Source organism: Echinicola sp. 20G (genome assembly GCF_015533855.1).
Taxonomy (GTDB): domain Bacteria; phylum Bacteroidota; class Bacteroidia; order Cytophagales; family Cyclobacteriaceae; genus Echinicola.
The window spans coordinates 1,993,208-2,007,069 of sequence record NZ_AP024154.1 but is presented as its reverse complement, the minus strand read 5'-3'; the positions used below and the strand labels follow the sequence as shown (position 1 = coordinate 2,007,069).

General features: G+C 41.0%; 13 protein-coding genes. 2 read left to right on the top strand and 11 right to left on the bottom strand.

Features of this window, described 5'->3' with window-relative positions:
* Nucleotides 1-73: 73 nt before the first annotated feature.
* The 4 genes from JL001_RS08675 to truA form a co-directional block, all read right to left on the bottom strand.
* The gene (locus JL001_RS08675; protein WP_236252755.1) at nt 74-637 is read right to left on the bottom strand and encodes a hypothetical protein; all 564 of its coding nucleotides are present in this window, start codon (nt 635-637) and stop codon (nt 74-76) included.
* A complete protein-coding gene (locus tag JL001_RS08670; protein ID WP_200975720.1) occupies nt 594-1,175 on the bottom strand; it encodes a hypothetical protein in 582 nt (193 codons plus the stop codon). The genes JL001_RS08675 and JL001_RS08670 overlap by 44 nt, the downstream gene beginning before the upstream one ends.
* 170 nt (nt 1,176-1,345) lie before the next feature.
* Entirely contained in the window at nt 1,346-3,118 is a 1,773-nt protein-coding gene (locus tag JL001_RS08665) for an ABC transporter ATP-binding protein (protein ID WP_200975719.1), read from the bottom strand.
* A gap of 14 nt (nt 3,119-3,132) precedes the next feature.
* Nucleotides 3,133-3,888, bottom strand: coding sequence for a tRNA pseudouridine(38-40) synthase TruA (gene truA, locus JL001_RS08660; RefSeq protein ID WP_200975718.1), 756 nt, complete (start codon nt 3,886-3,888; stop codon nt 3,133-3,135).
* 107 nt (nt 3,889-3,995) lie between these two features.
* On the opposite strand from truA, the gene JL001_RS08655 reads away from it, so the two are divergent.
* Nucleotides 3,996-4,475, top strand: coding sequence for a DUF4293 domain-containing protein (locus tag JL001_RS08655; RefSeq protein WP_200975717.1), 480 nt, complete (start codon nt 3,996-3,998; stop codon nt 4,473-4,475).
* Between the two features lie 75 nt (nt 4,476-4,550).
* On the opposite strand, the gene JL001_RS08650 is transcribed toward JL001_RS08655, so the two are convergent.
* From JL001_RS08650 to JL001_RS08640, 3 genes are read right to left on the bottom strand one after another with little or no spacing between them, the layout of a single operon-like run.
* Nucleotides 4,551-5,309 carry a hypothetical protein gene (locus tag JL001_RS08650; protein WP_200975716.1) on the bottom strand — a complete coding sequence of 253 codons (759 nt, stop codon included), beginning with the start codon at nt 5,307-5,309 and terminating at the stop codon, nt 4,551-4,553.
* A gap of 58 nt (nt 5,310-5,367) precedes the next feature.
* The gene (locus JL001_RS08645) at nt 5,368-6,063 is read right to left on the bottom strand and encodes a hypothetical protein (RefSeq protein WP_200975715.1); all 696 of its coding nucleotides are present in this window, start codon (nt 6,061-6,063) and stop codon (nt 5,368-5,370) included.
* Complete coding sequence (locus JL001_RS08640; protein ID WP_200975714.1) at nt 6,060-6,590, bottom strand: RNA polymerase sigma factor; 531 nt, start codon at nt 6,588-6,590, stop codon at nt 6,060-6,062. Before JL001_RS08640 ends, JL001_RS08645 begins: the two co-directional genes overlap by 4 nt.
* 188 nt (nt 6,591-6,778) lie before the next feature.
* Here JL001_RS08640 and JL001_RS08635 point away from each other — a divergent pair, with 188 nt between their 5' ends.
* On the top strand, nt 6,779-7,888 hold the full coding sequence (locus JL001_RS08635; RefSeq protein WP_200975713.1) for a PLP-dependent aspartate aminotransferase family protein: 1,110 nt from the start codon (nt 6,779-6,781) through the stop codon (nt 7,886-7,888).
* Between the two features lie 305 nt (nt 7,889-8,193).
* Here JL001_RS08635 and JL001_RS08630 read toward each other — a convergent pair whose 3' ends face one another.
* The 4 genes from JL001_RS08630 to JL001_RS08615 form a co-directional block, all read right to left on the bottom strand.
* Nucleotides 8,194-9,732 (bottom strand): YifB family Mg chelatase-like AAA ATPase, encoded by a 1,539-nt coding sequence (locus tag JL001_RS08630; protein ID WP_200975712.1) that lies wholly within the window; start codon nt 9,730-9,732, stop codon nt 8,194-8,196.
* 91 nt (nt 9,733-9,823) lie between these two features.
* Nucleotides 9,824-10,189, bottom strand: coding sequence for a hypothetical protein (locus tag JL001_RS08625; protein WP_200975711.1), 366 nt, complete (start codon nt 10,187-10,189; stop codon nt 9,824-9,826).
* A gap of 32 nt (nt 10,190-10,221) precedes the next feature.
* The gene (locus JL001_RS08620; protein ID WP_200975710.1) at nt 10,222-12,054 is read right to left on the bottom strand and encodes an ABC transporter ATP-binding protein; all 1,833 of its coding nucleotides are present in this window, start codon (nt 12,052-12,054) and stop codon (nt 10,222-10,224) included.
* Between the two features lie 33 nt (nt 12,055-12,087).
* Complete coding sequence (locus tag JL001_RS08615) at nt 12,088-13,764, bottom strand: hypothetical protein (RefSeq protein WP_200975709.1); 1,677 nt, start codon at nt 13,762-13,764, stop codon at nt 12,088-12,090.
* Nucleotides 13,765-13,862 lie beyond the last annotated feature (98 nt).

The window sequence follows — 13,862 nt, the reverse complement described above, 5'->3', positions numbered from 1 at the left end:
AAATTATGTTTCTTTCTTTATAAATAACCTTTTCGTTTGTTTTACTAAAACCGTACCAGTTTTCACAAAATCTTTAATTTCCGGATTTGATTGGCGCAATGACCTGAACATGGTCCTCTGCTATCAACCTATCAATATAAACACCTTGCAATGCCAAGCCTTCTTCCTTTGCAAATCCCTTGATTCTATCCTTCACCTTTTCAGGTCTGGGCATCACCAGTTTATTGAATTTTAGATCCGCTACAACAGCTGACTTTGCGAAGATAACCTTTTCCTCCCAATTACCGCCATCACTATTCTCCAAACGATCCAGACCTACAAAAACTTGCATGGTATCCAACTTCCCTGCCGGCTCGATCATATAAATTGTATGCAATACAGCCGAGGGGTTTGACTGTTTTAACCCTTCCACCTTTTCAAAGGTTTGCTTAAGCCCTTCATCTTGCGGTGTTCCTATATAGGTCAAGCCATATAGCCTGACATCACCCACTTCTTCCACCTTGAGTGAAATTTCCTCAAAACCGCCCAAATAGGCAAAAGCCCCAAAGCCAAGCAAAGCAATGACTCCCACAATAATGCCTGCAATTTTCATCTTAGAAAATATATCTAGCGCCAATCCCACCTTGTAGCTTGACATGCCCAGGACGATCGGCAATTTCCAACATCAAACCCAGTTCCGCAAAAACACTGATTGGCATTTCCTCAAAATAATACTCTGCACCACCAAATACTTCTGGGCCGAAGTCGATGTTATTTCTACTCTCATACCTTACCACGTTAGCATCAGGAGCTTCCTCGTAAGCATATTCCAAACCAATACTTCTCAACTGTAAACCAGCTCCACCAAAAGCCAACAAGGTACCTTCTGTAATATCAAACTCAGCCGTGATATCCTCATGATAGGCCACCCGGCCATTCAAAGACACCCCACCTCCAGCACTATGGTTTAAGTAAAATGCCCCTGGTGCCGGCTTATTGTTATCAAACACCTTTCTGTAGTAAGCGGAACTATTGGCACTACCGCGACCAATCATGGCTTCAATGGAAATCTTTTCTTCAATAAAAGTTTTGTAAGTAATACTCAATGGTTCGCCTATTCTCAAACCAATAGATTGTTCTTGAGCAAATGCCACAACAGGCAAGCTAAAGATGACCAATAGCAGTAATTTTTTCATTTGTTGAATTAAAATTTAATCGGAGATTTAATAAAATTTGGATCACGACGTAATGAATAGATCATGACCCCTCTAAAGGAGTTTTAAAGTTTAAAGTGACTCCCTACTTTTAACGGTGCAAAATTAATTGCTATTATCAAATAGACTTATTTCCTAAAGAAAATTTTTACTTAGTTGGCCATTGACTTGAGCTGCATCTGGTGAAGCTGGGCATAATAACCTTCTTTCTCCAACAAGACTTCATGGGTTCCCATTTCTTTAATCTCGCCTTTGTGCAACACAATAATATTATCTGCCTTTTGGATGGTAGAAAGCCTATGGGCAATAACGATTGAAGTTCTTCCTTTCATCATTTTATCTATGGCGCTTTGGATCAGCTCTTCTGTTTCTGTATCTACAGAGGAAGTCGCTTCATCCAAGATGATGATTTCTGGATTGTACACCATGGCCCTCACAAAGGAAATCAACTGCCTTTGGCCCACTGAAAGGGTAGCCCCTCTTTCCATCACATTATAATCCAGTCCTCCAGGTAGTCGCTCAATAAACTTCTTTGCCCCCACCAACTCGGCTGCCTCCATCACTTGCTCACGAGTGATGTCGGGATTGCCCAACGTGATATTGAAATAAATGGTATCTGAAAACAAAAACACATCTTGGAGCACCACCCCTATGTGCTTGCGAAGCACGCCCAACTCATAGTCCTTGATATCTGTGCCGTCCACCTTGATACTACCTTTATTGATATCATAGAACCTGCTGATCAAATTGATGATAGAAGATTTTCCAGCTCCTGTGGCACCCACTAAAGCCACCGTCTCACCATGCTTCACTTTGAAATTAATGTCCTTCAGCACCCATTCCTCATCATTATAAGCAAACCAAACATGCTCCAGTTTGATATTCCCTTTGATTTTTTCTGGCTTTAACTCTCCTTCATTGGCAATGTGCTCTTGGCTTTCCAACAACTTAAAAATCCGGGAAGAACTCACCACACCCATCTGCAAAGTATTAAATCGATCAGCCAACATTCGAATGGGTCGGAAAAACAATTGCAAATACATGATGAAAGAAATCAACACCCCTACCTTTAGGTCTAACCCAAACACTCCAGTAGCGCCATACCAGACCACCAGACCAATCCCAATAGCCTGAATAATCTCTGCAACAGGATAGTAAACGGAGTAATACATCACAGACTTTACATGAGCCTTTTTATGTTCTGTATTGATCTCTTTAAACTTTTTGTATTCACTCGCCTCACGGTTAAAGATCTGCACAATATTCATCCCAGTGATATGCTCTTGAAGAAAAGAGTTCAGGTTGGAAACAGCATTCCTCACTTCATTAAAGGCCACTTTGACCTTCTCCTTAAAAACATAAGTAGAAATGATCAGCAATGGCAAAGTGCATAAACTGACCAAGGTCAGCTTCCAATCCACCCAAAACATTACACCCAAAATGGTAACCAATTGCAGCAAATCTCCTATAATCGCTGCCAGACCTTCACTGAATACATTGGAAAGTGTCTCTATATCTGAAATATTCCGGGTCACTAAACGACCAATAGGCGTATTATCAAAAAACTTCAAACGCATCTTCAATAAGTGGCGATACAGTTTGGTACGAATGTCCCTGATGATTACCTGACCGATCCATCCTGAAAGGTAAGTATGTGCAAACTGAACAACCGCTTGCAGTATCAATAAGCCTATTAAAAGGTAGATTATTTGCAGCAATCCTTCTTGATCACCAATGGCCACATGATCATCTATTGCCATTTGGATGAATAGCGGTCGTGTTGGAGCAAGCGCAGCCAAGGCAATTGTCAGGAAGATCAAAAAGAAAAACCTGCCCTGATATGGTTTTACAAATTGGTAGAGTTTTCTCAACACCTGGGTGTCTATGATGTCTCCACTCCTTTCATTTTCTTTTTCCAGACTCAAAATCTAATACTGTTTTATATAAATATTCTTTCAGGATAAGTCACTTCACTCAAATACAAGCCTTGTGGCGGTGCGGCGGCTCCAGCTTTGCCTCTACTTCTACTGTCCAATATGTTTTGAAACCCTTCTAAATCAAGCTTCCCTGTCCCCACTTCCACCATCGTCCCCACTATGGCCCGTACCATTCCCCTCAAAAATCGGTTTGCCGTTATATGGAAAATCAAATGTTGGTCTTTTTGTTCCCAAAAAGCTGTTTTTATTTCACATTCAAAATGATTCACTTCAGTCTTCACCTTACTAAAGCATTCAAAATCCCGGTGTGCCAGTAAAAGCTGGGCAGCTGAATTCATCAAACCCAAATCCAATTGATAGTAACAATGCCAAGACAACTCTTCTTCAAACGGATTTTTTCGTAAAGAGATGTAATATTCATAACTTCTCCATGCTGCATCGAAGCGAGCATGTGCTTCAGGCTTAACTTTTTGAAGATTATAGGCACTGATATCTTTTGGTAAAACGGCATTTAGCTTTTTGAGAAACGTCCTCCTTTCCAAATCTCCCTCAAAATCAAAATGCAAATACTGTTGCTTTCCATGCACTCCAGTGTCCGTCCGGCCACTGCCCATGGTTTCTATTTCCTTTCTCAATATGGTTTTAAGGGCATGGTTGATTTTCTCCTGTACGGTCATGGCATTGGGCTGTACCTGCCAGCCATGATAATGGGTGCCTTTGTAGGCTACTTCCAGAAAATACCTTCTAAGTGTTTCCATCAATCCACAAAGATACTATTCCAGCGGAATTTAAAAGTGCTTTACCACTAATCCTTGCGAATATTCAAATTACCCTGTTTCTTTGTCAAAAGTTTTAAAATTCAACAATGATACAACGCGTACAAACGATCTTTCTATTTCTTGTAGCTGTAGCCATGCTATTGGTCACTTATTTTCCTATTTGGTCACAAGTAAATACAGGACAAACTGAAACCATGACATTGACGGCCTGGTATATGACCCATTTGGATGTAGCCAATGATACTGTAATTGAGGAAACTGGCACCTTCTACATCGGTGCTTTGGCCATTTTGGCTGCTTTGATCGCCCTCTACAGTTTGAGCCAGTTCAAAACCAGAACCAAACAAATGTTTCTTAACATGATCAATTCCTTGGTCATGGTGATCAACCTTGGCCTTATCGTGTACTTGACCTATAGCTTCAATATAGATTTCAACCCTACGGCCAGCGGGGCATTTATGATTGGCTTTTACTGCATTATCGTAGCCATGGTTTTCAATATCGTGGCCAACAGATTTATCCGTAAAGATGAAATGCTGGTAAAATCCGTGGATAGAATTCGATAGAATCAATATTTCTCAACAACAAAGGCCTACCAAGTTTGGTAGGCCTTTGTTGTTTAATTGCAAAAACTCGACTAACTACCAAAACCTCACACCAATTGTCGGGTAAAAGGTTTTCAAATCATTAGTACCGACCACACCTGCCTGAATATAAAGGTGGTTACTTACCCGATGTCTATAAACTGCTTTCAAAGTAGTCCCATTGAACAGTTTGTAGCTCCCTTGATTCAACAAAACGCCCAGTTGTATGGTTTGATCGTTGTTGACAATCCTTTGACCTTTGTTCCAAGAAAACTCTGCATTCAAAAACCAATTACTGTTGACCTCTATCTCTCCTGCTTCCCTATCCGGAAAGTACACCGTATTGGTAATCGAGGCTCCCAAGCTATACCCTGGCAAAGACAAGTGTGCCCGAAATCCTACTTCTGGTGTAAAGTACCCAGCCGTAAAATCCAAGCCAACGGGAATCCCCAACTCAATACTTTCCAAATGCTTTCCATACTTAATGTCAATGGTGTTTTTTACCGTTTTAAGACTTGTTGGAGCGAAATTATCGGCAACCCGATAAGCCCTGGTTTCAAACTCAGGAAATTTGGTCGCATTCTTCATCAGCGGCGCTAGTTCAGAAGTAAGCTGCTCTACGGAGAACTCTGTATTGTTAAAATAAAACAAGACCTTTCCTTCATTGGGCAGGCTAAACTGCAAAGTATCAGTCACCGGCCAGCCTTTATCCAGCCATTCCTGTTGGTTTCGGGAAAGCTCATTTTCTACTTCTTGCGCCTTGGCAGAGAACACAATAATCCCCAGCAACATGGCAATCAAACCTGTCGTTTTCATTATTTCATCATTTTTTAGATTATTGACTTATTTAGGATGGAAACCAATGGAGTCAATTTCATGGTGTTTTAGAAAGCTTCAAGACAAGCTTTCCGGAGGAATTCCTCACCTGCTGGAGCTTTTCTTGATTTTGTACTGCTTCATTTTTGTCTGAAAAGGCGGTCCTTATTTTTATCTTGTCATTCAGCCCCCAGGAAATAGCCACTTCGTGGAATGATTGATTCGCAGCAATCTTTTGCTCAGAAAGTGAGGCTACCTGAGGGACCAAGGATTCCAAATCAGGAAGCAGCAATTCAGGGACATCCACTTCCTCTAAAGCTAAAGCTCCTTCTTCTACTTTCACCTTCTTCAAATCACCTTGGTGCTGGGTTATGAATGGCTTTTCATTTACGGCTATTTCCTCTTTTGCTTCTATCATCTTAGGTGGTGACATCACTATGTCTAAATTGGAATAGGTGTTTGTTAGTAAATAATCCCTTTCATTTACAGGAGTTTCATTCCTTAAAAGCCCCCATAACAAATACCCGAAACTCATCAATAGCAATATTGCGGCAGCACTCCACCAGTAATATCCTTTGGAACTTTCCTGATCCATTTCAGCTTCAATGCCTTGCCAAAGGTTTCCTTTAGGTGTTGACAAAGGCAAATTTTTCAACTCCCGGGCAAGCTGGCTATCCAATGACTTGGACCGTTCCAAGTCTCCCCAAAGCTCATCATTGGGAAGATGCTCTGGCAAATCAAATTTTCCTCTCATGCTTTCAAGAGTTTTGTCAAACTTTCCTTTAGCAATTTTTTGGCGTAGAAAAGCTGAGACTTAGAGGTACTTTCCGAAATAGAAAGCATCTGCCCGCATTCCGCATGCTTATATCCTTCTACTTCTACCAATAGAAAAACACTCCTACAGCCCACTGGCAAGTCTCTGATGGCTTGATCCAGCATCTCCCCATCTATCCAACCATCCAAAACACCTTTTCCTGCTTGGATTTCTACTTGGTCCAAAGCAGTAAAATACATTTTCTTCTTGGCCAGATTAATCGCCTTTCTCACTGCAATGGTCTTCATCCAAGCCCCAAGCGTCCCTTCTCCACGAAACTTTTTTATGCTTTTAAATATCTCAATAAAAGCCTCCTGAAGTGCATCATGTGCCTCCGCCTCGTCATTCAAGATCCTATATACTGAAGAATAAAGCGCAACCTTATACCGCTCAAACAACTCAAATTGAGCTTTTCGGTCTTGCTTTATACAAGCAGCAACAAGATCTTTTTCAAAAATTGACTTCATTTTAATCGGTTTCCATACTAAAGAGGCTTTTTCGGTGATAAAGGTTGGAAAGCAACAAAAATTATTTCCTTATTCAATTTATTAAAAATTATCCGTGAACTTATTCTGCCTGATTTAGTTTATCCAATTCAGCAGGGCATTACATCGTTCTGGCCCAAATTCTTTAATTTTAGACAAAACAGCCAAACATGAAATTTGAGACTTTAGCCATCCATGGTGGCAACTTGAGCACTGACAGCCAAAAGCCTGTAGTCCAACCCATCACTCTAAGCACTACTTTTGAGCACCAAGAAGACTCACTCATTTACACCAGAGCCAATAATCCCAACAGAATGGCTTTGGAGCAGCTCCTAGCGCAAATGGAGATGGGAGCTGCCGCTGCCGCCTTCAGCTCTGGAAATGCAGCAGGAATGACCGTTTTCCAAGCCCTTCCCCTCGGAAGTCATATCATTGCTCCCTCAGACATGTACCATGGCATGAAAAAATTATTGATGGATGTTTTCAAGGACAAACTCGAATTGACCTTTACTGACCTTACCGATATTGAAAATCTCAAAAGGAGCCTCCAGCCCAATACCAAGTTGCTGTGGATCGAAACACCTTCCAATCCGCTTCTGAAAATAAGTGATATCAAAAGTCTCTGTACCCTTGCTAAGGAAAATGATTTGATTACTGTCTGTGACAATACTTTTGCCACACCCGTTTTCCAAAACCCACTAAAACTGGGCGCTGATATCGTCATGCACAGCTCTACCAAATACTTTGGTGGACACAGTGATATCTTGGGAGGTGCTTTGATCACCAAACAAAACAACAGCTTTTGGAAGCAAATTGTCAATATTCAAAAAACCGGGGGGGCTGTGCCTTCACCATTTGATTGCTATTTGCTCTGTCGAAGTATCAAAACCCTTGCTTATAGAATGAAAGGACATGCCGAACATGCGGGAGTTCTAGCTACTTTTCTGGATCAGCACAAACAAGTGGAAAGGGTATTCTACCCTGGCCTTACCAACCACCCAGGGCATGAAGTTGCGTCAAGTCAAATGAGTGGTTTTGGAGGGATCCTTTCTTTTTTGGTAAAAGGAGGCCCAGATGATGCCGATAAAGTGATATCAAATCTTAGATACTTCAACAACGCAACAAGCCTTGGTGGAGTAGAAAGTTTACTGGAAAGAAGAGCTGCTGTAGAAGGACCTGACACCAAAACCCCACAAAATCTTATCCGTGTATCAGTAGGATTGGAACACCTTGATGATTTATTGGAAGATATGGAAAGTGCCCTTGATAAAGTAGGCTAAAACGATTAAAAAACAAAAGGCCATTCGCCTCTGCGAATGGCCTAATGATTTAACTGACTTTTACTAATCTAAAAAAAGTGTGTTGTACAAGTTGGATTGTTTTATTCTTTGGGTGATCACAACTTTTGATACAAATTAACACATAACTTTTTCTAATCACAAAACTTGTCGCTAAATAAAGTACAATTAATTTCATAAAAATAATTCAATGTAATTATTCAAATTAAAAATTTTAACATGTCTTATTTACACTTAAACTTAATACAGCAATAATTATATTTTAAATCCCCTTATCTCACTGACTATCACCCTGCCCAACCTTCTCTATCCAAGCTTCTATATTGAATTGCTTCTGCCAAATGCTCCACTCGAATCGAATCAGTATCCGCCAAGTCTGCAATTGTGCGCGCCACTTTTAAAATTCTATCATAAGCTCTAGCTGATAAGCCAAGCCGTTCCATGGCCGTTTTCAATAAGACCTTTCCTCCTTCATTTATCAAGCAAACATCCTTGACCATATGCGACGGCATCATGGCATTGCAATAAATATCCTTATAATCTTTAAATCGATCTACTTGGCGATTTCTACCTGTCACCACTCTTTCTCTAATGGCCTCGCTACTTTCTGATTTTCTGGAAGAGGTCATCTCATCAAATTTCACCGGTGTCACTTCCACATGCAAGTCTATTCGGTCCAACAAAGGGCCACTGACTTTGTTCAAATAGCGCTGAACGACACCCGGACCACAGACACATTCTTTCTCAGGATGATTGTAATATCCACATGGACAGGGATTCATACTGGCAATCAGCATGAAATTCGCAGGATAATCCACCGAAACACGCGCTCGACTGATCGTTACCCTCCTTTCTTCCAAAGGCTGACGCATCACCTCCAAAACTGTCCTTTTAAACTCAGGTAACTCATCCAAAAACAAAACGCCATTGTGAGACAGTGAAATTTCTCCCGGCTGGGGATTACCGCCCCCGCCCACCAACGCGACGTCACTGATGGTATGATGTGGGGATCTAAAAGGCCTTTGGGCTATCAAGGAGGCCTCACTTCCCAATTTCCCCGCCACAGAATGAATCTTGGTAGTTTCAAGTGCTTCCTGTAAAGTCAATGGAGGCAATATCGATGGAAGTCGCTTGGCCAGCATCGTCTTTCCAGCCCCAGGAGGCCCAATCATAATGACATTATGCCCTCCAGCTGCTGCTATCTCCATGGCTCTTTTGATATTCTCCTGTCCTTGGACATCTGCAAAATCAAAGGCATAGCCCTCCAAGGAACTGTAAAAAACATCCCTCGTATCTGTCACCAAAGGCTCGATAGCAATTTCACCCTCCAGAAAACCAATCGCTTCTTCCAATGTCTCCACCCCTATTACATCAAGATTATTTACAATTGACGCCTCAGCGGCATTAACTTTGGGCAATATAATTCCTTTAAAGCCTCTTTTACGAGCCTCAATAGCAATGGGCAATACACCTTTAATGGGCCTCAAATTTCCATCCAAAGACAGCTCCCCCATAATGACATATTGCTCCAATTCAGGAAAAGCTACTTGTTCCGATGCTTTCAATATCCCCATAGCAATGGGCAAATCATAAGCAGAACCTTCTTTACGAATATCTGCTGGCGCCAGATTGATAACCACCTTTTGACGTGGCATTCGGTATCCGAAATATTTCAGTGCTGATTCTACCCTTTGTTGGCTTTCTTTGACAGCACTGTCTGGCAGTCCTACCATATAAAAACTCGTGCCCTGCCCCACATTCACCTCAATTGTAATCAGTATGGCATCCACACCGGACACCGTACTTCCAAAAGTCTTTGCTACCATTTTGATCTCAAATCTATCATCATAAAAAAAGGAAATCTCCGGTCGAGATTTCCTAATATACTAATTTTAAACCAGTCCTTAATACTACCGACTATTTGATGTTTTGCCTGGGCTTAATGGCCGAACTATCTTTTTCTTCATCGGGATCAGGCGCTATTACCTTAGGCTTGGTTATTTTCTCACCTTGCTCCAAATCATAAAGCTTGGCCTTCAAACCATTGCTTTCTGTCTCCATTTTCTTGATTTTTTTTACAAGACTATTGGCATACATACTCTGGAACATCCAGGTCACCAAAAACAGTAAAAAGCCTACCGTCAGCCATACCACCACTTTACCAGCTGTCAACTCCTCTATCCCAAAGCCATTCTTTACGCTGTCAAACGCCAGAAAAAACACCAGCGCTATGGCAAAGAACAGTGCCACTAAAAGCTGAAATATACTTGTTACTTTTTTCATATGTGTAAAGTTAAGTTTCTCTACCTAATATACTAAACTGACTGCATTGAGGAAAGTTTCTTATACAATCCTTCTTGACTTATTAATGACTCATGGGTCCCTCTCTCTACAATTTCACCCTGTTGGATCACCAATATTTCGTCCGCATGCTGAATCGTACTCAAACGATGCGCAATCACCAAGGTGGTTCGGTTGCTCATCAAGTTGGTCAAAGCCTCTTGAACCAAGCGCTCTGACTCCGAATCCAAAGCAGATGTTGCTTCATCCAGTATCAAAATCGGTGGATTTTTAAGCACAGCCCGGGCAATGCTCAATCTTTGTCTCTGACCTCCAGAAAGCTTGCTTCCTCTTTCTCCAATATTAGTCTGATAACCATTTTCCAGGCGCTCAATAAATTCATGTGCATTAGCGATCTTTGCTGCCTCCTCGACTGCTTCCTTTGAAACTTCTTCCAAACCAAAAGCAATATTGTTGAAAACAGTATCATTGAAAAGAATGGACTCTTGGGTCACTATCCCAATCTGACTTCTTAAAGCTTCTATTCCCAGCTCTTTTATATTTACTCCGTCTACTTTTACAGCCCCTTTCACAGCATCATAAAACCTGGGCACCAGATCTGCTATAGTGGATTTCCCTCCCCCCGAAGGTCCAACTAATGCAATTGTCTTGCCTTTCTCCAAAATAAAATCAATGTCTCTAAGGACCATCTCCTGATCATATCCAAATGACACATGATCAAATTCAATGCTTTTCTCAAAATTATTGAGGTGCTTTGGAGAAGCTACCTCCCGAATTTCAGGTGTGGTGTCGATTACTTTGAAGATTCTTTCCGCAGAGGCAAGCCCTCTTTGAATGGTGCTCATTGCCCTTGAGATTTCCTTTGCTGGATTCAACACTTGCGTAAAGAGAATAATATAGGCCAAAAACTCACTCGCACTCAAGTCTGAAGCATTGTTCAAAACCAGACTGCCACCATATAAAAGTATTCCTGCAACTACGAATACCCCTAAAAATTGGGAAATGGGAGAGGCCAACTCATTCCTTTTGGCCATGGACACATTGATATTGGAGTATCGATCCGTTTCTTCATCGAACTTACTGTACACATAGCCCCTGGCACCAAAGGCTTTGATAACACGCATCCCTCCAATAGTTTCATCCAGAATATTGACAATCCTTCCCAAAGACTCTTGACTTTGAATGGCCTTCTTTTTTAATCGTTTGGTAATGCCTCCTATTATCGCTCCTGATATAGGAATGATTAGGATAGTAAAAAGGGTGAGTTTTACCGACATAAAAAACAATGCCCCAAAATATAGAATGATGGTTACCGGCTCCCTAAACACTACCCTTAGAGACTGCACCACACTGTTTTCCACTTCTTGCACGTCGTTAGTCATCTTAGACATAAGATCGCCTTTTCGCTCATTGGAAAAATAACCAATATGCATCCCGCTCACTTGATCAAAAATATGCATTCGCATGCCTTTGATCACATCCGCCCTTACTTTGGCTAAGACTACACCGGACAAATAGGTAAATAGGTTGGCCAAAAATACTGAAACCACTATAATAATACAGACATAGACCAAAGTCCCGAACTTCCCATAAACCTCAGACACATGAATGAAATAGTAATTGAACAGGTGCATGAAATATTCGATCGTAAAAGCAAATTCGGGCTTCTCAGCAAAACGCTGTAAAGCCTCAGGCTCCACCTGCTCAAAGATCACATCAAACAGCGGTTTCAATAAAGTAAAATTCAGCAAGCCGAAAATAATGGCCAAAAGGGCATAGACGACATAGAAAGGCAAGTACCTTCTAAAAGGGCGTGCATATGCCAAAATTCTGAGATAAGTCTTCATCAGATTTGGTCTGTAACCAGGTAAATTTTATGATTAATAATTGTAGTCTTCCCTTCCGATATTCACCCTTAGGGACAATTGCGAATAGTTGGTTACCTCTGGACTGTCTAAATCTTGGGCAGTTCTTCGCCGATAACTGTGCCCTAAATCCAAGAACAAATTATGTCTAAGCATATAGGATGCAGTTAAACTCCCCACCATCATCTTGTTCTCCACACCTTGACCTATGGTATGCCCATAAAGTCCCAAACCATCTGTTCCTTGCAATCTGTTTTTCAACAAATCACCTCCCATATTGGTTTCTTCATCAGGGTCAGCTCCATAATAATGATAAACTCCTGTAAAGTTAAGGGAAAGTTTTGGAAGAGGTTGATACCTTACGATACTAATCATTTCACGGAAGTTGGCTCCCCTTGGGTTGGTAAGAGGCGTCCTGTAATTGGTGTAAGCTTGATATTCTTGTTTTTCCTGATAAGTATAGGGACGGGCTTGGTTATACTCCAGTTGTAAATCCAGATGAGGAATATTGAACACCTCAATGTACTTATAACCTACTTGCAAGCCATGTTTGTTTCTACTTGAGTTTTTTCCATCAATGCCAAAAAACTCTCCAAATACAAACTCATCTAAGGCAAACTGCCCATATAGCTGCATGGATTTGGCAAAGTTCCACTTAAAATCCGTCCCCACCATCACCTGATCTGGAGTACCCAACTGGTGCTCTACCCATCTGAAAAATATCACTGGGTTGTAATAGGACCAGTCAGCTTGATTGGCCATCACGGACTCAAACACACCAAGATTAAAGCGCTTTCCAAGGTTCATCCCTAAGCGATGCATCGAGAACCACTTCTTAGGATACCTGCCGTCTGTTGGTCGTCCGTTACCATTTAAAAACACATCAGCATTCATCTGAGCCCATAAATTGGTATACTGAAGTTTCCAAACCCTTGTATTCAGCTTAAAAAACATATAGGCATTTGAAAAGTCGGACAATATCATAGATCGATAACCTTCTCCTACAAAATTCTTATCGTGTCCCATCTGTGCAGAAATATGTTTGCTCACCTGCGCTGTTACATATCCTCTTGCAGAAAAATAACTGTAACCATTATCTCCATATGGCTTCCAAAATCCTTCTCCTGGTACGGCTCCATTGTGCCGGGCGTAATCACTGGTCCAAGAAGGAAAGATCACTTCATTGGAAGTGAAGTAAGTATAAAAGCCGACCTTCCTATCTATACTTCCCCTAAGCACAACCCCCCGTGTGTTTCTGAAATTCATCTCATCTTGATTGGAATCAGAGCCTCCCCGAAAATAAATGACAGGGTTAACATGAACATCAAATACATCATCCCGATGAAAATAAAAATCCGAAGGCTTACTATATATAGTGTTCCACAAAGGATTGTTTGATTTATCGGTTTCCTCATCCACAAACTCCCAATTATCATTTTTGAGGTATTGCAAGTTAAATTGATCAACTCTATTTAATCCATCGCTGTTTAGTGAGGTTAAAAAAGGCGCTACATCATCTCTTCTGTATGGCTTAATCCCTGAGTGGAAATACGGATTAAAATCACCTTTCAATATCTCATACCTATCCAATAAATGGTAATAATCCCGATTAAAAGTGATATACGCACTTTGAGCCATTAAAGCCCCGGAGACAAAAACACCCAATAGTGCCAGCATTAAAAGCTTCTTCATCAGCTAATTTTATTTACTTAAAATAACCTTTCAACCACAAAACTTAGAACAATAATTATTGAATCCACATTTTTTCTGAAAAATATTCCCCCAATTAT